Below are 19,744 nucleotides of genomic sequence, written 5' to 3'. Positions count from 1 at the left end.
GCCGGAAGCCCGTCAGCTGCGGGTGTCGATGGTGCGGCGCTGGGTCCCTTCCAACAGGTCGAAGCGGCTGTAGAAACCCTCCTCTTCGGCCAGCGTGTGCTGGCGCCCAGGGAAGACATGCACCTTCACGCCAGCGCGGCACTCATCGGGACGTGCGCGGCTGCACAGGCGCAGGTTGTCCAGCACGACGGTGGCATTGCCAACGTTGGAAACACGAAGGCCCTGTACGTCAGTGGCGTAGCGGGCATCGGCCGGCGGCACGAACACCACCGTGCCGTAGCCGGTGAACACGTTGACACCGGCCTGCACCCCCTGCTGATAGTTCTCTGCCTGATTGGCATCGAGCGAAAACTCGCCGGCATCGGGTATCACCGGCACATAGCGCACGCGGTAGTACTGCTCGTGCGTACGATCACCGCGGAACACCAGCCGCGTGGCCTGCTGGCCATTGCCGGCGGGAATGATCATGCGGCTGGGGCTGGCGATCAGCCCGCTGGCACCTGCATCGCTGCGCGCCAGTGCAGCGGCATCCACCGGGGTTTCGGTCACGTTGCCCTGGCCGTCGAAATGCATGCGGGTGATCTCCACCCTCACGTAGGCGGTGGCATCGCCGCTGTTGCGCACGCGCTTGAGCAGCTGGCTGCGGTCCGGTTCCATGTAATCGAACAGCGTACCTACGCTGATCTGTGGCTGCGCCGCCTGTGCCGTCGAAGCAAGCAACAGGAGATGGATCGCGGCGAGTAGTCGATGCATGGCGAAGCCTCGGAATTCTGTTCAATGATGAAGTTCAAGGTGATGACCCGCCCAACCGGATGGAGAGCAGCATCGCGGTGTGGGCAGCATTCTCTGGACCCGGGCAGACACTCTCCATGAGGAAAGTTGTATCGCCGACACAATTGAAACCATTCCGAAAATTGCTTGCCTTGGCAGTTCACAGCGTGCTGATGGAGCACGCGAAGGTGATCCTTGCCGTGGTTCGCATCATGGACTTCGAAGAACGTTCCCGCCATTCAAGAAGTTGCAATTGTCGCCACGCCATTACTACGCAAGCAACCTTCGAGCATGCATCAAAGTCATTGCCAGGCACCGCGCCACTCAATGATGGAAGCTCGGCGCTTCAGAAGCCCTGGGGCGCCTGCTTTGGGGGGGGTGGCGCTGTCGCATGCGTGATGCGAGCTGCCTGCACACTGCCGCTGTAGATCCGAGCATGGCTCGGCTCTGCAGGAAACGAAGAGTACGCAGGGCGTGTGGCCCGCTCATGGTGGGCTGAGCAGTAGCTGAAGCGCCCTACCCTTCCCCATGTGCTTTACAACAACTTGTATGGGACGGCTGCGGGCGGGGGATGAAACTACGCCCGAAAAAGGCATCCAGTTTCGCTTTCAGCCCACTTGATCACATTGCTTTCACGAGAAATGGATGCAAGCCTAGGCTCGTCCATCGCAGTCGAGCCTTCCCGCCCCACGACAAGGAATCCCGATGACACTCGCCCGTACCGCACGCCCGCATGGCATGCCTCTGCAACAACCACTGCTGCGCAGCCTCTTGCTTGCGCTGGCGACCCTGCCCGCCGCCACCGCACTGGCGGGGGACCTTGATGGTCAGACGGCCGACGTTGTCGCAGGCGATCCGGTCGAGGCCTGGACCCTGATCAACGGATCGAAGCTGACTGTGACCGGTGCGCGTAGCAACCAGATCGCCGCCAGCGACACCTCCGCCATCATCCTGGACGGGGCAGAGGTCCATCGAACGGGACTGGCCGGCACCTCCCAGAGTGCCATCAATCTGTATGGCAGTGCCTCTCTGGATGCCACCCGCAGCCGATTCACCGGGGGGGGCATCACGTTGGATGGCCCGGGCGCATCGGCCCGGCTGGTCGGCGGTAGCGTCGTCGTCCACACCAGCCAATTGCTTCCCACCGCCCAGAAGGCGATCGGTGTGGATCTGATCAGCCTTGGCACCACCACCGGCGCCAACCCCTACGCGCGGATAGACGGAAGCCGCATCGATGTGCAGGACGTTCCTGCTGCACCGTCGCCGTACGCCAGCGGCCTGGGCGTGCGCCTGCAGGTGGGCGCGATCGACATCGTGAACGGCTCCGGCGTCACCGGTGCAAACGTGGGCGCCCTGCTATGGGGCGCATCCAACGGAACCGGCATTGTCCGCTTGACTGTCGATGGCTCCCTGCTGCAATCCAGTCGCGGCGCCGCCGTGCAGGTGATGCCACTGACCGACAACACCTACGACATCGCCGTGGTCAACAACGCTTATCTGGACGGTGCCGACGGCAATCTGCTGGTGGTGGGAGCTGACTACACCAGCAGTGCACGTACGGACGTGAACTTCACCGTTGATGATTCGCGCCTGGCAGGCAACCTCACCTTCGACCGGACCTCCGTCACCAACGGCAGCCTGGACGTGATCCTGCGCAACAAAGCCCAGATCGACGGCCGTTTCCTCGACGTCACCACGGCCAGCATCGACAGCGATGCCACTTGGCTGATGACCGGCGACAGCACTGTCGGCCACCTCACTCTGGGCGCCGGCGGCACCGTGGCGCTGGGCAATGGCAGCACGTTCAACACCCTCAACCTGGACCAGTTCACCGGCAACGGCGGCACGCTGCTGTTCAACACCGTGCTGGGTGACGACATCTCGCTGACCGACAAACTGGTGATTGCTGGTGATGCCAACGGCCAGGCCAACGTGCGCGTGCTCAACGCCGGCGGCGCCGGTGCCAGGACCGATCGCGGCATCGAGCTGATCGACATCGGCGGCGCGTCCAACGCGCAGTTCGATCTGGTCGGCCGCGCGGTGGGTGGACAGTACGAATACTTCCTGGTGAAGGACGCCAATGGCAACTGGTACCTGCGATCGCAGACCGGTGCCGGCCCGGACCCGTGCCTGGTCGACCCGACCCTGCCCGAGTGCAAGCCGATCGACCCGGTGGACCCGATCGATCCGATAGATCCGATCGACCCGATCAACCCGCCGCCGGTACTGCGCCCGGAAACCGGTGCCTATCTGGCCAACCAGTTCGCGCTGGGCCAGCTGCTGCGCCACAGCTATCGCGACCGCCAAGGTGCCGCTGCGGCCCACGATGGCGTGCGTGGCTGGGCGCGCGTGGACACCACGCAGAGCAAGCTGGGCGCCGTGGATGACCAGCTGGACCTGCGCGTGGACCGTTCGCGCCTGCAGCTGGGTGCGGACGTGGGCGTGTTCGACGAGGGCCGTGGTCGCGTGGGCCTGATGGGCACGCTGGCGCAGTCGCGTTCGACCTCGCGTTCGGACATTACCGGCTACAGCGCACGCGGCAAGCTGGACGGTGGCGCACTGGGCGTGTACGGCAACTGGGCCGACGATGCGCTGTATGTGGATGCCAGCGTGCAGCGCGGCCAGTTCCGCAACCGCGTGCAGGGCGAGGGCCTGGCCGAAGAACGCTACGATTCGGACCTATGGCAGTCGTCGCTGGAAGTTGGCTACCGCGTCGGCATCGGCCAGATCGGCAGCACCGCACTGAGCCTGCAGCCGGAACTGCAGCTGGTCTACACCGACGCAAAGACCGACGTGCACACCGAAGCCAATGGCACGGTGGTGCGTGCAGCTGGCAACAGCGGCCTGTCTGGCCGTGCCGGCCTGCGCCTGCTGGGTGAATCACGCTCGGCAGTGGGTGCCTCGGTCAGCCCGTATCTGGCGGCCAACTGGTATCGCGACGGTGCCGGCAACGGCATCGCCTTCGATGATGAAGTGCTGAAGGCGGGCATTCCGCGCAACCGCTATGAACTCAGTGCCGGTGCGCAGGCGCAGTTCCGTTCCGGGTTCAGTGCCTGGGGCGGGTTCGGCGTGATGCGCGGTGACAGCGGCTACCGGGAAGCCACCGGCAACCTGGGCGTCGCGTACCGCTGGTAAGCGCGGAAAAGCAGCGCGCTGCATTTTGTAGAGCCGAGCCATGCTCGGCTGCTCTTCGATCGGCCCGCTTGAAGCCTCGCACGGTGCACAGGAGCCGAGCATGGGCTCGGCTCTACAGGAATCCGCGGCGAATGCGCTTCGGCGCACGATGTCGCAATCGGCACGGCATGGTCGTTGATGGCGGCGGCACTCGAACACCGCAACTTTTTCGACTTTCAAACTTTTCTCATTGGTACAGCGGCACCCTTGTGCACATCATGGCGCGCCACCGACAACGGGTGGCACGGGCTTCCAATCCCGTTTGATTAACGTCGTATACGCTTGCCTGCCGGCGTCGCTCTTTCCTTGTTGGGCGGCGTCGGCAGGCATTCTGTCCGCGCTTCCATGGCGGGCGGTGCGTGGGGGCCTCGGCCCGCCGGCGTTTCTACGGCGTTAGTCACCGGTATTGGAACCACGCACCGTCCGCCGCCCTCGCTGTTGAGCAGAGGGCGGCCCCTTGCTTCGCACTCAAGGACGCCGTCATGACCTCATCCAAGTACCCGCACCTGTTCGCCACGCTCGGTGAAGCCGCCCTACGCCTGCCTGACGATCTGGCGCGCACGCTGGAAAGCACCTTCGCCTCACTGCAGGAGGGGCAAGCACCCGGCACCATTACCCTGCTGGCCTGCCTGCAGCACATCCGCCAGGGCGATGCTGCCGATGGCCAACCGTGGCCGGGCAACGGCCGCACGCCGGGGCAGCGGCTGGCGCTGGCGCGCATCGACCGCGCGAATGCCGGGCTGACCTTCCTGCTGGAGCTGCTGCACGCCACTGAACGCGTGCGCGTGGATGGCGAGGTCAGCCAGTCGATGGGCGACGGCGAGCGCGAGGGCTTGCTGCTGGCCTGCCGCGGGCTGTCTGAATATGTGGATGTGCAGCTGCGCGCGGCGTAGGCGCCGCCGCTCTGTGTTGGTAGATGCCAACCTTGGTTGGCATGGTCGGCCGGGCTCATATCCGCTGAAACAGCGTGCCAGCCAAGGTTGGCACCTACCTGTAGAGCCAAGCCCATGCTCGGCTCAACGGACAGCGAACTCAGATGCTGGCAACCTCCGTAAGCGGCGTCACCATCCATCGGCAACCTTGCAACTAATTGCATGGCTACCAATCCATGCAACGCGCATAGTCCCGCCTCTTTTTCCAAGAGGGAGTATCTGATGCACAGGATGATGACGCCGCTCAAGCACTACGCGCAGTTCAGTGGACGTGCCAGCCGTAGTGAATACTGGTGGTTCCAGTTGTTCATCATGATCGTTTCGATCCCACTCTACGTGCTGAGCTTCTATGCCGGTTACAGCGGTTCGCAGGGACTGGCGCTGGTATCGACCGGCCTGAGCGTGGTGATGTGGCTCGCGTTTTCATTGCCATGCATTGCTGCGACCATTCGGCGCCTGCACGATACCGATCGTTCGGGCTGGTGGCTGCTGCTGATGTTCGTGCCCTTTGTGAGTCTGGTGCTGCTGGTGTTCCTGGTGCTGCCAAGCACAGCAGGTGACAACCGCTTTGGATCTCCGGTACCCCACGTCTGATCGGCAGCGTAGACGGAGCTTGCCTGTAGAGCCGAAGATTGTTCCTCAGCGGTAGGTGGCGGTGATGATCGCCTGCCCTTCCACCACCCCAGCGGCGAATGTGCCGGCCTCCCGGTGATAGCGCGCGGACAGCGCGATGTTCTGGTCGCCGATCCGACTCTGTGGGATGGACCAGGTCTGGCCCAGTACTACAGGGGCACCCTCGCGCAGCAACTGCACGTGCACGCCGACAGCGGTAGCGTTGGTGCTCGGCGCCAGACGGCTGCCGGTGTTGCCCGGCGCGTTGGCGTCGGTCAGCTGCAGACTGACCGGAAACTCACCATTGCAGTTCAACCTTACGTTGAAGTCGCGGTCACCGGCAGTGCTGCCCGCTGCAGGCAGGTCCAGCGCTACCACGTCGTCCAGCGTCACTGTTGCATCGGCCAGTGTGCACGTCTTGGGCCGGATGGTGGCGGAAAATGTGAACGTATCGGTCTTGACGAACGCAGGATACAGCGGCGACTGACGTGCAATCGAACCCAGCGACATGCTCGGAACCTGCTCCATGACGCCACCACGGGAGATGCCTGCAGCAGAGATTTGGGAGCCCCTCCCGGTGGAGTCAAGTGGCTTGGAGGGAAAGTGCACTTTGCCGCTTACATCAAGTGGAACGGCATCCTCCTTGATGACGCCGTCACCGGTCCAGATCCGATGTCGGAAAATGAGTAGCGGCGATCGTGGGTAGGCAATCAACCCGAACGCTGGGTAAGTTTTCCCATCGACAGTAACGTTGCGGACGAACTCCAGTCCTGGCAGCAACGACGTCACGTCCATCGGAACGGCGGCGAGGGAACTGCAGCCGGTCAAAAACTGCGCGTTCGCGCCCACCCCTGACTGCCACCTCGAGATCATCCTGTCCTGCTCGACATCGTCCCACGCATCGATGACCAGATCCACTGGCCCGCCGGCGTTGTGTTGCCCCGTACAGGCCACCGCCGTGGCAGAGGCAAGCAGGCCCAACACCGCAATCATCGGTGCATACAGTGAGCCGAATCGGCGCTTGACAGGCAGGGCCATTTCCGAATCCTCCGTTGCACGCATGGCGGTGTCTGCCTGGTTCATCGGTAGTCCGCGGTCACGGTAATCTGGCTGCTCACCTCACCGGCCTTCAACGGTGTGCCAGCCTGGCGGTAATAGCCAGCGCGCAGGTTCAAGGTTGCGCTGGCGGCACCGTCCACCGGAAGGGATCGGGTCGCCCCCTTCTTCAGGAACGTGATGCCGGTACTACCATCGAGCAGCACCACGGCCACGCCGCTGGCGCCACCAACCGACTGGTTCAGCCAGTGCCCATCCTGGGCAGAATCCTCGGCACCATCGAACACGAGGTCAACGCGGGCGACACCCACGCAACCAGTGAAGTCGAGCGTCGCCGGCGTCAGGTTGTTGTCGTGCCCGTTGCTCAGGTTGGTGGCATCAATATCGGCCAGTGCCACGGGAACATCGGCCATCGTGCAGGTACCCGGCAACACCTTGCCGGTGACGGTGATGGTGGCCGAATCGGCGTAGGCATGGCTGGTGGCGCCGAGCGTCAGCGCGGCAAGCAGCAAAGCGGAGGTTTTCATTCAGCAACTCCAGAAGAGAAAGAGGAGATATCGCCAGCAAATCGTTGCTGTGAAGCGGCCAAGCAACGCGCGCCGGTCCAGTACTGCCCGTGTGCGTCGGCTACATCAGGCATGGTGTAGTCCAGACGGCAGGCCATACCGTCTTCGGTCTGCACGTGCACAAAGCCAGTAGGCTGCAGCCCGCGCAGGGCCACCACACCGCCCTGCCCCACCTGGCCCAGCAAGCGACCATCGGGGTGGGTAACCTGCGCGCCGTAGGGCAACGGATGGCCGTCGGCATCGCTGGCGTCGATCAGCCACAACTGTTCCCTGCTCGACTGGAAAGCGACCTTGACAATGCTGCCGGCACTGGGCGCCACCCGCTGCGAGCTCGCCATCACTTCCACGCCCAGTGGCAGCTCGGCGGTATCCAGGTGCACCTGGTTCCAGCGGTAGGGGCTGGTGTAGGGCAGGACGGCATAGCCGTTGCCGGCCACGGTGACGTTCCGGCCGCTGCCGACCTTCGCCCCCTGCGCGCCCTTGGCTTCCACCAGCGCGAAGCTGTCGCCCAAGGTGGGGCCGAAGTTGATGCCGCCGCCGTGCAGCACCACGCTGCCGGTAGCGCCAGCATTGAAACTGCTGCTGCCGTTGCTACGGTTGTAACCAGCACTGAGATCGGCGTAGCTGCCCTGGTAGTTGGCATACGCGCTGTAGCTCTGCCTACTGCGCGCGTGGCTGCCCGACAGGCTGTAGGACAGCGCCCGGTCGGCGCCCAACGAGCCATTGATACCCAGCTGGCCCTGGCTGCCCATACGGCTGTCGCTGTAGGAGGCCGTGGCACGCGGCGCGGCTCCTGCGCGGCCCAACGGCAGGCTGACCATGAAGGACAATCGTGTATCGGGCGCGCCTGAGGCCATGCGGTAGCGCGTGGCCGACACGGTATAGTTGGCCCTGCGGTAGCTGCTGTGGAAGCCCAGCTGCAGATCGTTGTGCTTGCCCGGGCGGTTCCAGTACGCCACATGGCCACCGGCCAGGTACAACTGGCCCCGCTCGCCCATACGCTGTGAGAAGTTCAGCTGGAAACGCTGGCGGGTGCGCATGACGAATTCGTCCGCTGCCTGCGGGCGGTCAAACGACATCCGCGATGCGTCGCCGAGGGTGAGAAAGCCCTCGGTGCTGTAGCGGTAGGCGGCCAGGCCGAGGTTGGTACCCGTGCGTGCCACGCTGCGCTGGTAGTTCAGCCGGTAGCTCTGCCCCGATTGCGGACGCATGCCGGGCAGGCTGGCGCGGGCATGGGTGATATCGGCACCGATGGCACCGAAGGCCGTGTTGAACGCAGCGCCGGCCAGGCCAGCCTGGTAATGCCGCGCCACCTGCACGCCGCCCAGCAGGGTGACGCGGTTGCTGACGCCGCGCGCATAGGTGCCTTCCACGAAGCGCAGCGCATCCTGTGCCAAGCCGGTATCACGCAGCGCGCCCGCAGTGACGCTGAATCGCTGGCTGCCTTCGCGCAGCGCCTGTGGCACGGCGGAGAAGGCAACGGTGAAGCGCTCCTCGCGCCCATCGGCCTCGGTCACTGCCACTTCCAGATCGCCGCTGCCCGCGTTGGGGTAGAGATCGTCGATGGCAAACGGGCCCGGTGCCACCGTGGTTTCGTAGAGCACCGCGCCGTTCTGGCGGATGGTGACGCGTGCATTGCCCTGAGCCACGCCACGCACCACCGGGGCATAACCACGCAGCGAATCGGGCAGCATGCGCTCGTCGGTGGCCACGCGCAGTCCGGTAAAGCCCACGCTGTCGAATAGTTCGCCACCGGTGTTGCTCTGGCCCACAGTGAACTGGCTGTCCCAGCGCGGCAGGTCGTGCTGCAGATAGCTGTTGAGAGTACGGAACTGCGTCCCCTGCGCGTTGTGGGTGATCGAACTGCGGTGGCGCAGCCGCCACCCACCCAGGTTCACGCCGGTGGTGATGCCGGCGTAGCTGCTCTGCGCGCCCTGGCTGCGGTAATAGTTGGCGGTGTAACCGAAGAACGCGGCGGTAATGCCGTGGTCGCGCAGTTCCGGTGCGACATAGCCGCGCGCCTGGCGTTGAAGCGCCACCTGCGGCAGCGAGAGGTCCAGGCGCAACTGGCTGTCGTCGTAGCGCAGCCTGGCGCCCTCGATCAGTGCTTCCAGATCGATGCACTGTGCGTTGCCATCAGCCTCCACCGCGGCGCGCGCATCATCGCTCAGGCCCAGCGACTGCAGCAGGCGGGCGGGCACGCAGGGACGCGCCTGCGACGGCGTATCCGATTGAACCAGTTCGATGTCGTCACGGCTGATGAAGTTGCCATTCAAGTAAATATCAACGCTGTAGCGACCCGGCTCCACCGGATTGCCCAGGTTGAAGCGGCTGAGGTCATCGCCGACCAGACCGCTGGCAAACCCCTCGCTGAATTCCACTTCACCGCCGGTGCGCGCATGCACAGGCATCGCCGCGATGCATACCAGGCTGCTGCAGATGGCAGCGGCCAGTATCTGTCGTCGCAGGCGGAAGCGAGTAACAGGCTGCAGGAAAAGGCGAGGCAATGACATGGCGTCGGGCAGGGCCGCAGTGCAGCCCCATTAATTATTGGGGCGTGCAGACTAAACCGATACACTGCTATTGAAAATACAATTTATTGCATACAGGAAGGGCCGGACAGATTCATTGAAACGGGCCATTTACAACAAGTTGCATTTAGCTGCAGCCATGGAAATTGGATAATGCACGGGTGCAGAAGCCAGCGACCGGTACATGCATGCCAACGCCAATGGCTTTGACTGCGGGCTTGTTCGTTGCCGCCGCACAGCTACCGCCGGACGCAATAGATACCGGCATTGCACTTTATCCCCTTACTGCTGAAGAGTTTATCCATGAACAAGATGAAAACCCCGATGGCGCTGGCCATCCTGCTGGCCGTTGCACCCGCCGTGAATGCCGCCGACCTCACCATCACCGGCCAAATTGTCGAAACCACCTGCACTGCCACCATTGGCGGCGGTACCGACATTGATATGGGCAAGATGGATCTGGAAACCCTGAGGGGCAACGAGCGTACTGGTCGCCGCGACCTTGATGTGACTGTGTCCTGCCCTGGCGCCACCGGCTCGCACGACGTAGCGGTGCGCTTCAGTGGCCTGGCCGAGGCCGACGGTTCGCTGGGCCTGACGGCTGCCAGCACCGCTGCCGGCGTGGGCTACAAGATCTACGACAGCGCCGATGCGCTGCTGCGGGTCAATACCGCACCGAGCCAGTTCGTCACCGTGACCGATACCTCACCGCAGGTCGTCAAGCACAGCGTCTGGTACACCAAGACCGGCGCCGCGGGCGACGTGGAAGCCGGTATCGCCAATGCCAACGCGCAGATGGACATCGTCTACAAGTAAGCCCCCTTGCCACCCGACGGCACGCTGCCGGGTGGCCCTTCCCAAGGAGATTCCCATGAACATCCGTGCATGTGCACTGGTACTGGCCATCTGTTGTGCTGGCGCCAGCATGACGGCGTCGGCAGCAGTGACCCTGCAGGGTACCCGCGTGGTCTACGATGGCAGTAAGGGCGCGGTAACCGTCAATGCCAGCAACCGCGGCGAGAAGGTCGCCCTGGTGCAGGTGTGGCTGGATGACGGCGATGCCAGCGCCAAGGCCGGCAGCCAGAAGCTGCCATTCGTGCTGACGCCGACAACCCGCCGTATTGAAGAAGGCCATTCGCAGGCTTTCCGATTGACGTACTCGCCAATGGCCGGTGCAGCGCTGCCAGCAGATCGCGAATCGATGCTGTACTTCAATCTGCTGGATATTCCGCCCAAGCCCGAACAGACCGAAGGCCGCAACCTGCTGCAGTTTGCGGTGCGTACGCGAGTGAAGCTGTTCTACCGCCCCGCCGGCCTGCCCGGCCACGCACGCGATGCGGCCGCAGCGCTGCGGTGGTGCACCGATGGCCAGGCGCTGCATTTGCACAACCCCAGCGCCTACCACGTGACGATCAGCAAGCTGACCCTGCCTGATGGCGGGACCGTAGAAGCGGACGTAATCGCCCCGGGCGCACGGGCCACCCTGCCTTTACCTGCTGGCAGCATGGCGCCGGCACAGTTGGCGTTTCAATGGCTGGACGACTATGGCGCCGCACGCGAACAGCAAGTGACGGTGGGCCGATGAACGCTCGTCGCCACTGGCACCGGGCATCAATGGGAGGTCTGCTTGCGATACTGTTGCCGGCCCCAGGCGTTGCTTGGGCCTGCACATCGGTCACTGATGGCGTCGCAAGCGCGATGTATCCGGTGGTGTTGAACGAACGTGAATCATTCGATTACTCCTTTGGTGCGGCTGGCGTGGAGTTCGCAGGTTGCTCGGGAAGTGCGCCAACGGAATTCGAAGTGGAACTGGACACGCCAATGAAGCTGCTTGGCACAGTGCAGTACCGCGGGCTCACATTCGGAAAATTCCAAGTATCCGATACATCCCCGCTTGTCCTGCTCGGTGTCTACGCCCGGGACACCAGCAGCCGCACGGCATTCACCATGAACGGGCAGACCCTGCTGCTGACCGTGAACCCACGTTCGCGCGTCACACTGATGACCGAAATTTCCGTGTCGGGGCGGCGCAATGTGGAGAGTGAACCGATCTCGCGCACCTCGCAGCTGCGCATCCGCCCCCGAAGCAACCCTGCGCTGGTGGGCACAGGCACGCTGGAAATGGGGTTTGATGTCTCGGTGATACGCGACTGTACGGTACATGGCGCCACGCTGGCGCTGGACGACCTACCCGCCAACTTGCTGACCGGACCGGGCAACTCTGCCGGTGAGAAGGAATTCGTGGTGGACATGACCTGCAGCCACGACAACCTGCCGGTGAAGCTCACGCTGACTGATGCGCATGCCCCCGGCAACAGCAGCAGCCTGCTGTCCGCAGCCCCCGGAAGTGATGCCGGCGGCGTGCAGATTGAACTGCTGCGCAATAACCTGCCGGTGCAGCTGGGCACGCCCTGGTCGTACGGCATGTCGCAGACTGGTCGCAACCCGATTTCGTTGAGCGCGAGGTACGTCGCCAACGGCAACCCGCTGGGTGCCGGCGCCATTGTCGGTGAAGCCATATTGATGGCCGATTACCCCTGACCCTGCAGTTTATTGGCCCCCAGAGCAGCAGTAAGAGGCTGACGCCGTTGCGTATGATGGAGGCAGATCGGCACCGCTGATCAGGCGAAATGCCGGTAACCGCCGTCAGCGGCTTCGCCATCCACGTGCACGCCCTGCCCTTCGGCGATGCGACCGATGCGGGTGAGCGGCAGGTCCAGCGACTCGGCCAGATAGTGCAGCGCATCGCGCTGGTCGGCGGCGGCGGTGAAGCACAGTTCGTAGTCGTCGCCGCCACGCAGGGCGCAGTCACGGGCGCCCTCGCGGCCGAGCAGCTCGCGCAACTCGGGCGAGATCGGCAGCAGGTCGGCATCAACATGCGCGGCCACCGCACTACGCGTGGCGATGTGGCCCAGGTCGGCCAGCAGGCCATCGGACACATCCACCGCGGCGTGTGCGAACGCACGCAGGCGCAGGCCCAGGGTGACGCGCGGGGTGGGCCGCAGCAGGCGCAGGCGCAGGCTTTCGTAGTCGGCCAGCAGGGTGGCGGTGGCCACGCTCAGCGCGTTCTGCTGCCACAGCCGCAGTGCACCGGCGGCATCGCCCAGTGTGCCGCTGACCCAGATATCGTCCCCCACCTGCGCGCGGTCGCGGCGCAGTGCCTGGCCACGACCGACCTGGCCCATCGCAGTGACCGACAGCGACAGCGGGCCACGCGTGGTGTCGCCGCCGATCAATGCGATGTCGTGCTGATCGGCCAGGGCGAAGAAACCATCGGCGAAGGATTCGATCCAGTCTTCGGTAGCTTCCGGCAACGACAGCGCCAGCGTGCACCACGCTGGGCGTGCGCCCATCGCAGCCAGGTCGGACAGGTTGACCGCCAGGGTCTTCCAGCCGATGTCGAAGGCCGGGGTCTCCGCCGGGAAATGCACGCCGCTGTTGAGCGTATCGGCGGTGACCACCAGCTGTTCGTTCGGGCGCGGCTGCAGCAGTGCAGCGTCGTCACCGATGCCGAGAACGATGTCATCGCGCTCGGCGGTGCGGGCGCGGATGCGGTCGATGAGGGTGAATTCGGCCAGGGACATGGCGTGCTCCCGAGGTGTAATGGCGATATCAGGCATCAGTGCCAACCAAGGTTGGCACCTACCAGAGGCGGTGTCGGGGCGACCATCCGAGGCGGTGTCAGGGCATCCGCCAGAAGCAGAACCGGGTCAGTGACCCGATTCGACCTTGCGCCATTCCACGGCGGCACGATCCAGCACGCCGTTGACGTAGGTATGGCCATGCTCGGAACCGAAGCGCTTGGCCGATTCGATGGCTTCGTTGATCACCACGCGGTACGGCACGTCCAGGCGGTACCGCAGTTCGTAGGCGGCCAGGCGCAGCACCGCGCGTTCGATCGCGTCCACTTCCTCGATGCCACGGTCCAGGTACGGGCCGAGGGCTTCGTCGATATCACGACGGTTGTCGAGCACGCCATGCACCAGCGCTTCGAAGTACGCCAGGTCGGCGATTTCGCGGGCCTGTTCGTGGGCGAACTGGGCGATCAGCGATTGTGCGTTGCCGCCGGAAATCTGCCAGGCGTACAGGGCCTGCACGGCACGACGGCGGGCGCGCGAACGCAGCACCGGATCGATGCCATCACGGCGGACGGGTTTACCGGAGGGCTTGCCCTGGGTGTTCTTGTTCATGGCAGTTGCTCCAGCAGGTTGACCATTTCCAATGCAGCGAGTGCGACTTCCTCGCCCTTGTTGCCGTGGCTGCCGCCAGCGCGGGCCTCGGCGTCTTCAACACGTTCCACCGCCAGCACGCCGTTCAGCACCGGCACGCCGAAATCCAGCTGCACGCGCATCAGGCCTTCGGCGCAGCGGTCGGCCACGTGTTCGTAGTGGCGGGTGTCGCCACGGATGACGCAGCCCAAGGTGAGGATGGCGGCGTGTTCGTGGGCGGCGGCCAGGCGCGCGGCGACCAGCGGCAGCTCCCAGGCACCCGGCACGCGGATCACGTCGATGTTGGCTTCGGCAATGCCGTTGCCGGCCAGGCTCTGGCGGGCGCCAGCAACTAGGGTATCGGTGATGCGGGCGTTCCAGCGGCTGGCCAGGATGGCAAAGCGCGCCGAATCGGGGGTGCGAAGATCGCCTTCGTAGTGGCTCATATGCGGCTTGGGGGTTCGATAAGGGGGTAATTCTAGCGTGGATGGCCCCCGGCCGTGGTTGGCGGTGGGCCTGGCATCCGCCGGGCATGGCCCGGCGCTACCGGGGTCGGATCCCGCGCAGCGGGCTCCGACCCCATTGGGCGACCGTTACAGGGTCACCGTCTCCACCACTTCCAGGCCGTAGCCGGCCAGGCCGACCTGGCGGCGGGGGGTACCCAGCACGCGCAGCTTGCCCAGGCCCAGGTCGGACAGGATCTGCGCGCCGGCACCGTTACGGCGCCACTGGCCCACGTCCTTGTCCTTGCCCGGCACCACCGGCGCCGGCTGCTGGCGCAGGCGGGCCAGCAGGGCCTCGCCTTCGCGCGGGGCCTGCAGCACCACCATCACGCCCGCCCCTTCGGCAGCAATCGCGCGCAGGGCATCGGTGGCGGCCACGCCGAAATCATCGCGGCGCCAGTGCAGCAGGTCGGCCAATGGGTTTTCCACCTGCACCCGCACCAAGGTCGGGGTGTCCGCATCGGGGGTGCCACGCACCAGGGCGAAATGCAGGTCGTGGGCGATGCGGTCGCGGTAGGTGACCAGCGTGAACGGGCCGAATTCGGTCTCGATCTCGCGCTCATCGACGCGCTCGACGGTCTTTTCGGTGGCCAGGCGGTAGGCGATCAGGTCGGCGATGGAGCCCATCTTCAGGCCGTGTTCGCGGGCGAACACTTCCAGTTCCGGGCGGCGCGCCATGCTGCCATCCGGGTTGAGGATTTCCACCAGCACGCCGGCCGGTTCCAGCCCGGCCAGCATGGCCAGGTCGACACCGGCTTCGGTGTGCCCGGCGCGGGTCAGCACGCCGCCCGGCTGGGCGATCAGCGGGAAGATGTGGCCCGGCTGGTGCAGGTCGGCCGGCCTGGCATTGGGCTTCACCGCGGTGCGGATGGTGTGGGCGCGGTCATGGGCGGAAATGCCCGTGGTCACACCTTCAGCCGCCTCGATGCTGACGGTGAAGTTGGTCTGGAACTGCGCGGTATTGGCCTGCACCATCGGCGCCAGGCCGAGATCGGCCGCGCGGCTGCGGGTGAGCGGCAGGCACACCAGGCCACGGCCGTGGGTGACCATGAAGTTGATGTCCGACGGCTTGACCAGCTCCGCGGCCATGATCAGGTCGCCTTCGTTCTCACGGTCTTCGTCATCGACGATGACGACCATGCGGCCCTGGCGGATGTCTTCGAGGATCTCGGGGATGGGGGCGAAATTCATGCGCGTGCTCCTTCACCCAACAACCGCTCGACATACCGGGCGACCAGGTCGATTTCCAGGTTCACCGCGCTGCCCACGCCGGTGGCGGAGAAGGCGGTATTGGCCACGGTGTGCGGAATGAGGGCGACGTCAAAACCTTCCTCGTCCACGTCGTTGACGGTGAGGCTGACGCCGTCCACGCAGATCGAGCCCTTCTTGGCGATGTAGCGGCGCAGCGCGGCGGGTGCGGCGAAGCGCCAGCGCTGCGCACGGGCATCTTCGTGGATGGACAGGACCTGGCCGAGGCCATCGACGTGGCCGCTGACCAGGTGGCCGCCCAGGCGGTCGGTCGGGCGCATGGCGCGTTCGAGGTTGATGACCGCCCCTTCAGCCAGCTGGCCGAGCGTGGTCAGGCCCAGGGTCTCGGTGGAGGCATCGGCCTGGAAGCTGCTGGCGTCGAATGCGATGACGGTGAGGCAGACGCCGTTGATGGCGATGCTCTCGCCCATCTGCACGTGATCGAACGGCAGATTCCCGACGTTGAAGGTGAAGCGGACATCGCCGCCGATGGATTCGCGTGCGGCCAGACGGCCGACGCCTTCGATGATTCCAGTAAACAAGTAACGTTCTCCGCGGAAAGTGAGCGAAAAACGCCGCAAGGCAAACAGGCGGGCGCAGGGCCGCAAAGGCCCTGTGGCACCGTCTTCTTTCATCCGGACTATGACCGTCGGCTCCGGCATTGGACCGGATCTGCTGACCCCCGGCCTGGGCCGGGGCGCTCGCGGGCTCGTGCTTGCGCACCTACCGCCGGTGGGGAATCGCACCCCGCCCTGAAGACGTTTGTATACCGGCGAACCGGCCGCGCCAGTGTACCACCGGCAGGCCTTACGCCCGGATGCCCCTTCAGGTGGCGGTGGGCAAAGGCCCGGTCAGTGCCAGCTGTCGGGGCTGGTTTCCGGCATGCCGCCGCCTTCCCAGCTGCCTGGCGTCACCCCGTTCGGGCACACCAGCAGGTATTCCTGCAGGGATTTGATGTCGTCCTGGGTCCAATCCTTGCCGTACGGGTAAGTCGGCGGCTTGCAGTACGGCATCATCATGTAGTTGCCGGTGAAGGGCGGCATCGGCCTCCAGCACGGCGCAGGGTTCTTCTGCGGATCCTGGCCCTTGGTACAGAACAGGAACGGGTCATCCTTGCGATAGCTGAGCGGCGAATAGAAGCCATCGGCGTCCGCATCCAGCTTCATGGTCAGCAGCACCAGGACGCCCAAGGAAATCTTCAGCGCGGTTTTCATCACTTCACTAGTCCTCAGAGCCCGCCGCGTCCGCTGACGGGGATGGTGGATCGTCCGTTGTCCCCATGCGGGGCCGGTGACCCGGCCCCGCATACCTTCCATTTCAGCCGTCAGCGTCCCCGGCTCAGCGCTGCAGGTCGCCCGAATTACGGGCGGCATCCGGCGCCTGCGGCTGCGGCTGGGTCTGCGCCTGTTCCTGCACCTGGTGCTTGGCCCAGGGCTGGCTCAGGGTGGAGGTGAAATCGGTGATGGCCTTCTGCACCGATTCACCATCGCCATTGCGTGCTGCGGTGAACATGCGATCCAGGAAGCCACTGGATTCCTTGCCGGCCGCAGCCTGCTTGTCCTGGGCTCCGGCGGCCTGCTCCGGTGCGTGCGCCTTCAGCGCAGCGCGCGACTGCGGGCCGAACACGCCGTCCACCTTCAGGCCCTGGGCACGCTGCATGTCTTCCACGGCGTGGCGGGTCGCATCACCGTAGATGCCATCGCGTGCCAGCGGCTGCCCCTGCGCATCCTTGTAGCCCAGACGGCCCAGCTGCTCCTGCAGCTCGGACACGGCCTGGCCCCTGGAGCCATCGCGCAGGGTCTGCTCGCCGGCCGGCTTGGCCACATGCTCGCCTGCCTTGGCCGGATGGTCGCCCGCGCCGCGATCTGCGCCGCGCAGTTCGGACATCGGGTCGATCTTGCGGCCATTGCGCCACAGTTCGAAGTGCAGATGGGTATCGCCGTGCGACGGGGTGTTGCCGGTGCGCCCCATGGTGCCCAGCTGATCGCCCGCTTCGATGCGCTGGCCGTTGCGCACCGAAATGTCATTCAGATGGAAATACTTGGTCAGCGACCCGTCATCGTGGGTGATGTGCACGGTGTTGCCGGCCGCACCATTGTTCGGCTTGACCGTCACACGGCCGCCGCCGAAGGCCACGATCGGATCACCCACTTCGCCCTGGATGTCCACACCGCCGTGGGTACGGCCACCATTACGGGAGGTGCCGAACTCGCCACGGCCTTCGCCGGGCTTGTCCTTGGCGTTGATCTGGTCGTTGCCCGGCGCCGGCCAGGTTGCCCCGCCCTCGTTGCGCGCCTGCGGCTTGGCTTCCGCCTGCGGCTGCGCAGTCGGGCGCTCAGTGGCATTGCGCTCGTTCTGCGGCAGGGCCAGCTGGGCCTTGATGGCCTCACGGGTCTGCTCATCGGCACGGCCGGTCTGTTCCAGCGAATTGGCCTGCTGGAAGTTGCGCACCGCGTCCTGGGTGTTCTTGCCGTAGATGCCGCTGTTGGTTTCCAGGGTGTGGCCCTGGCCATCACGCACGCCCAGCTGGTTCAGCGATTCCTGCAGCGAACGCACGTCGTTGCCGCGCTCGCCGCGCTCCAGCACGCCATCGGCCAGGGCCGACGGGCGGCCCTGTGCGGCCGGCAGCGGCGCACTGGCGGTGATGCCGCGGTCGGCAATTTCGATGGCCGCGTACTTGGCCTGCCAGTACTGGCTGAACGAGGTGGCCAGCTCGCGATCATTCATGCCGCTGATGGACTCGTACGGCTTGCCGGTCACCCGCTCGAAATCGCGCGAGCTGATGTTGTTCACGATGTTGTCGTGGGTGTCCTTGCGCGAGAACTTGCCGGTGTCGATGGCGCTCTGGATGGACGCATAGCCGCCGCCACCCTGCTGGTGCGCCAGGTACATGTCCATGCCGTTGGGCTGGGCCGAACCGGACAGGAACGGGCGACCGGTTTCGGCCGAACGGTCGACGATCTGGTCGCGGTTGCGCTCGTACAGGTCAGCGGCGGCACGGGTGTTGGCTGCCGGGTCGAATTCGTGGCCGGTCAGGCCGAATTCCTTGGCCGTGGTGGGCACGAACTGGAACAGGCCCTTGGCACCGCTCTTGGTGTTGTTGGCATCCGGGTTGAAGTTGCCGCCGGTCTCGATATAGGCAAAGCGCAGGAAATCCTCGCGGGGAATGCCGCTGCGGTCGGCCTGCTTTTCGATGATGTCGAGAACTTCTTTGCGATCGTGGTTACTGGCCATCATTGGCTCCTCAGGTGAAGTGCGGCCCGGGCGGGCCGTTGGACGTCAACCGGACTCAATCCTTGAGTCATGTGAAGGGCGGTCAACCGATACGTTGGACTCAGGGCGTATAGCGCTCTTTGTCCGCATTGAAGGTATAGGTCAGGGTGTCGGCGGGGCCAAGGTCACGCAGCTTGCCCGGGCCGTCGATGGTCTTGCCCGACAGGCTTACGGTCAGCTTCGGCAGGCCACCGGAGACAGCGCCGAAGGCGAGTGTACCGCTACTGACGGCGCACGGTGTGACGGCGCCGTCTTCACAGGACGCCGAATTGTCCTCGCCGGCGTGGATGGAGCCCAGGTAGCCCCAGCGGCGGAACGAGAGCTTGTCCACGTTGTCCGGGTCGAACAGGAAGATGGCATAGCCGAACATGGCCACGCCCTCGGTAAAGGTGCGGGTAGGCACGGCCAGCAGCATGCGGCCGTCATCCAGGGCATGGGTCTGGGCCTTGCGCGCGGTATCCAGCGGCTCGGGCTGGTCGTTGCCGCCGAACTGGCCGACATAGCCGTCGGTGTCCTGCTGCACCCAGGCCGGTGCATCGGCGGTACCGCCCTGCACGAAGGTGGCCTGGCCGATGGCCACGTTGCCCGGCTCCATCATGCCGGCGTCGGAATCCGGACCTTCCTCGCCCTCACTGCGGCTGGTGAAGCCGGTGAAGTAGTGCTTGCCCTTCAGATCGAACGCCTGGCCATACCAGTAGCTGACGATGGCACCGCCATCGACCTTGTAGGTGACCGCGCCATCGCCGTCACGCTGGTAGATCACGTACAGCACGCTGTCCGCGGAAGGGGGTTTGAGTGCAGTCATTGCAGAGTCCTTGTCGTGTTCGGCGGCAGCCGGCCCGGCTTCGGGGGCCGCCGTAGTTCCTTGTG

The 19,744-nt window shown here is 65.1% G+C and carries 18 protein-coding genes and 1 riboswitch; of the genes, 6 read left to right on the top strand and 12 right to left on the bottom strand.

All coding sequences use genetic code 11. The features are described 5' to 3' along the window. Nucleotides 1-12: 12 nt before the first annotated feature. Nucleotides 13-753 (bottom strand): CS1 fimbrial subunit B flags: Precursor, encoded by a 741-nt coding sequence (locus VER16_RS03435; protein WP_324805478.1) that lies wholly within the window; start codon nt 751-753, stop codon nt 13-15. 723 nt (nt 754-1,476) lie between these two features. On the opposite strand from VER16_RS03435, the gene VER16_RS03430 reads away from it, so the two are divergent. The 3 genes from VER16_RS03430 (at nt 1,477) to VER16_RS03420 (ending at nt 5,471) form a co-directional block, all read left to right on the top strand. Continuing rightward, nucleotides 1,477-3,906 carry an autotransporter outer membrane beta-barrel domain-containing protein gene (locus VER16_RS03430; RefSeq protein WP_324805477.1) on the top strand — a complete coding sequence of 810 codons (2,430 nt, stop codon included), beginning with the start codon at nt 1,477-1,479 and terminating at the stop codon, nt 3,904-3,906. Between the two features lie 521 nt (nt 3,907-4,427). Then, a complete protein-coding gene (locus VER16_RS03425) occupies nt 4,428-4,838 on the top strand; it encodes a hypothetical protein (RefSeq protein ID WP_324805476.1) in 411 nt (136 codons plus the stop codon). Between the two features lie 273 nt (nt 4,839-5,111). After that, nucleotides 5,112-5,471 (top strand): DUF805 domain-containing protein, encoded by a 360-nt coding sequence (locus tag VER16_RS03420; protein ID WP_414716015.1) that lies wholly within the window; start codon nt 5,112-5,114, stop codon nt 5,469-5,471. Between the two features lie 45 nt (nt 5,472-5,516). Here the strand turns inward: VER16_RS03420 and VER16_RS03415 are convergent, their stop codons facing one another. Genes VER16_RS03415 through VER16_RS03405 form a run of 3 tightly spaced genes read right to left on the bottom strand, consistent with a single transcriptional unit; the run spans nt 5,517 to nt 9,522 of the window. Further along, on the bottom strand, nt 5,517-6,572 hold the full coding sequence (locus VER16_RS03415; RefSeq protein WP_324805474.1) for a fimbrial protein: 1,056 nt from the start codon (nt 6,570-6,572) through the stop codon (nt 5,517-5,519). Next, nucleotides 6,569-7,072 (bottom strand): fimbrial protein, encoded by a 504-nt coding sequence (locus tag VER16_RS03410; RefSeq protein ID WP_324805473.1) that lies wholly within the window; start codon nt 7,070-7,072, stop codon nt 6,569-6,571. Before VER16_RS03410 ends, VER16_RS03415 begins: the two co-directional genes overlap by 4 nt. Then, nucleotides 7,069-9,522 carry a fimbria/pilus outer membrane usher protein gene (locus VER16_RS03405; protein WP_324805472.1) on the bottom strand — a complete coding sequence of 818 codons (2,454 nt, stop codon included), beginning with the start codon at nt 9,520-9,522 and terminating at the stop codon, nt 7,069-7,071. The genes VER16_RS03410 and VER16_RS03405 overlap by 4 nt, the downstream gene beginning before the upstream one ends. 423 nt (nt 9,523-9,945) lie before the next feature. On the opposite strand from VER16_RS03405, the gene VER16_RS03400 reads away from it, so the two are divergent. From VER16_RS03400 to VER16_RS03390, 3 genes are read left to right on the top strand one after another with little or no spacing between them, the layout of a single operon-like run. Then, the gene (locus VER16_RS03400) at nt 9,946-10,458 is read left to right on the top strand and encodes a fimbrial protein (RefSeq protein WP_309333221.1); all 513 of its coding nucleotides are present in this window, start codon (nt 9,946-9,948) and stop codon (nt 10,456-10,458) included. 55 nt (nt 10,459-10,513) lie between these two features. After that, nucleotides 10,514-11,227: a fimbrial biogenesis chaperone gene (locus VER16_RS03395; protein ID WP_324805471.1), complete on the top strand. Its 714-nt coding sequence runs from the start codon at nt 10,514-10,516 to the stop codon at nt 11,225-11,227. After that, a complete protein-coding gene (locus tag VER16_RS03390) occupies nt 11,224-12,183 on the top strand; it encodes a fimbrial protein (RefSeq protein WP_324805470.1) in 960 nt (319 codons plus the stop codon). Before VER16_RS03395 ends, VER16_RS03390 begins: the two co-directional genes overlap by 4 nt. Nucleotides 12,184-12,263: 80 nt before the next feature. Here VER16_RS03390 and thiL read toward each other — a convergent pair whose 3' ends face one another. The 8 genes from thiL to VER16_RS03350 form a co-directional block, all read right to left on the bottom strand. Beyond that, entirely contained in the window at nt 12,264-13,226 is a 963-nt protein-coding gene (thiL, locus tag VER16_RS03385; protein WP_324805469.1) for a thiamine-phosphate kinase, read from the bottom strand. 126 nt (nt 13,227-13,352) lie between these two features. Beyond that, entirely contained in the window at nt 13,353-13,832 is a 480-nt protein-coding gene (nusB, locus tag VER16_RS03380) for a transcription antitermination factor NusB (RefSeq protein ID WP_324805468.1), read from the bottom strand. Further along, entirely contained in the window at nt 13,829-14,296 is a 468-nt protein-coding gene (ribH, locus tag VER16_RS03375) for a 6,7-dimethyl-8-ribityllumazine synthase (protein ID WP_324805467.1), read from the bottom strand. The genes nusB and ribH overlap by 4 nt, the downstream gene beginning before the upstream one ends. 147 nt (nt 14,297-14,443) lie before the next feature. Then, complete coding sequence (gene ribB / locus VER16_RS03370; RefSeq protein ID WP_324805466.1) at nt 14,444-15,544, bottom strand: 3,4-dihydroxy-2-butanone-4-phosphate synthase; 1,101 nt, start codon at nt 15,542-15,544, stop codon at nt 14,444-14,446. Continuing rightward, nucleotides 15,541-16,143 carry a riboflavin synthase gene (locus VER16_RS03365; protein WP_324805465.1) on the bottom strand — a complete coding sequence of 201 codons (603 nt, stop codon included), beginning with the start codon at nt 16,141-16,143 and terminating at the stop codon, nt 15,541-15,543. The genes ribB and VER16_RS03365 overlap by 4 nt, the downstream gene beginning before the upstream one ends. 77 nt (nt 16,144-16,220) lie before the next feature. Continuing rightward, a riboswitch (FMN riboswitch) is annotated at nt 16,221-16,365 on the bottom strand. Between the two features lie 87 nt (nt 16,366-16,452). Continuing rightward, nucleotides 16,453-16,815, bottom strand: coding sequence for a hypothetical protein (locus VER16_RS03360; protein WP_324805464.1), 363 nt, complete (start codon nt 16,813-16,815; stop codon nt 16,453-16,455). 124 nt (nt 16,816-16,939) lie between these two features. After that, entirely contained in the window at nt 16,940-18,835 is a 1,896-nt protein-coding gene (locus VER16_RS03355) for a peptidoglycan-binding protein (RefSeq protein WP_324805463.1), read from the bottom strand. A gap of 100 nt (nt 18,836-18,935) precedes the next feature. After that, the gene (locus tag VER16_RS03350; protein ID WP_324805462.1) at nt 18,936-19,679 is read right to left on the bottom strand and encodes a hypothetical protein; all 744 of its coding nucleotides are present in this window, start codon (nt 19,677-19,679) and stop codon (nt 18,936-18,938) included. Between the last annotated feature and the right edge of the window lie 65 nt (nt 19,680-19,744).

The sequence above is a fragment of the Stenotrophomonas sp. genome (assembly GCF_035634915.1).
Lineage (GTDB): Bacteria > Pseudomonadota > Gammaproteobacteria > Xanthomonadales > Xanthomonadaceae > Stenotrophomonas.
This window is presented reverse-complemented; position numbering and strand designations above follow the sequence as displayed.

What these genes read in the sequence shown, in the direction of transcription:
- VER16_RS03435 (WP_324805478.1), bottom strand. Translation starts at nt 753, where the DNA reads ATGCATCGACTACTCGCCGCGATCCATCTCCTGTTGCTTGCTTCGACG.
- VER16_RS03430 (WP_324805477.1), top strand. Translation starts at nt 1,477, where the DNA reads ATGACACTCGCCCGTACCGCACGCCCGCATGGCATGCCTCTGCAACAA.
- VER16_RS03355 (WP_324805463.1), bottom strand. Translation starts at nt 18,835, where the DNA reads ATGGCCAGTAACCACGATCGCAAAGAAGTTCTCGACATCATCGAAAAG.
- VER16_RS03415 (WP_324805474.1), bottom strand. Translation starts at nt 6,572, where the DNA reads ATGAACCAGGCAGACACCGCCATGCGTGCAACGGAGGATTCGGAAATG.
- ribB (WP_324805466.1), bottom strand. Translation starts at nt 15,544, where the DNA reads ATGAATTTCGCCCCCATCCCCGAGATCCTCGAAGACATCCGCCAGGGC.
- VER16_RS03360 (WP_324805464.1), bottom strand. Translation starts at nt 16,815, where the DNA reads ATGAAAACCGCGCTGAAGATTTCCTTGGGCGTCCTGGTGCTGCTGACC.
- VER16_RS03410 (WP_324805473.1), bottom strand. Translation starts at nt 7,072, where the DNA reads ATGAAAACCTCCGCTTTGCTGCTTGCCGCGCTGACGCTCGGCGCCACC.
- VER16_RS03425 (WP_324805476.1), top strand. Translation starts at nt 4,428, where the DNA reads ATGACCTCATCCAAGTACCCGCACCTGTTCGCCACGCTCGGTGAAGCC.
- VER16_RS03420 (WP_414716015.1), top strand. Translation starts at nt 5,112, where the DNA reads ATGACGCCGCTCAAGCACTACGCGCAGTTCAGTGGACGTGCCAGCCGT.
- VER16_RS03395 (WP_324805471.1), top strand. Translation starts at nt 10,514, where the DNA reads ATGAACATCCGTGCATGTGCACTGGTACTGGCCATCTGTTGTGCTGGC.
- VER16_RS03350 (WP_324805462.1), bottom strand. Translation starts at nt 19,679, where the DNA reads ATGACTGCACTCAAACCCCCTTCCGCGGACAGCGTGCTGTACGTGATC.
- thiL (WP_324805469.1), bottom strand. Translation starts at nt 13,226, where the DNA reads ATGTCCCTGGCCGAATTCACCCTCATCGACCGCATCCGCGCCCGCACC.
- ribH (WP_324805467.1), bottom strand. Translation starts at nt 14,296, where the DNA reads ATGAGCCACTACGAAGGCGATCTTCGCACCCCCGATTCGGCGCGCTTT.
- VER16_RS03405 (WP_324805472.1), bottom strand. Translation starts at nt 9,522, where the DNA reads ATGCCTGTGCATGCGCGCACCGGCGGTGAAGTGGAATTCAGCGAGGGG.
- nusB (WP_324805468.1), bottom strand. Translation starts at nt 13,832, where the DNA reads ATGAACAAGAACACCCAGGGCAAGCCCTCCGGTAAACCCGTCCGCCGT.
- VER16_RS03390 (WP_324805470.1), top strand. Translation starts at nt 11,224, where the DNA reads ATGAACGCTCGTCGCCACTGGCACCGGGCATCAATGGGAGGTCTGCTT.
- VER16_RS03400 (WP_309333221.1), top strand. Translation starts at nt 9,946, where the DNA reads ATGAACAAGATGAAAACCCCGATGGCGCTGGCCATCCTGCTGGCCGTT.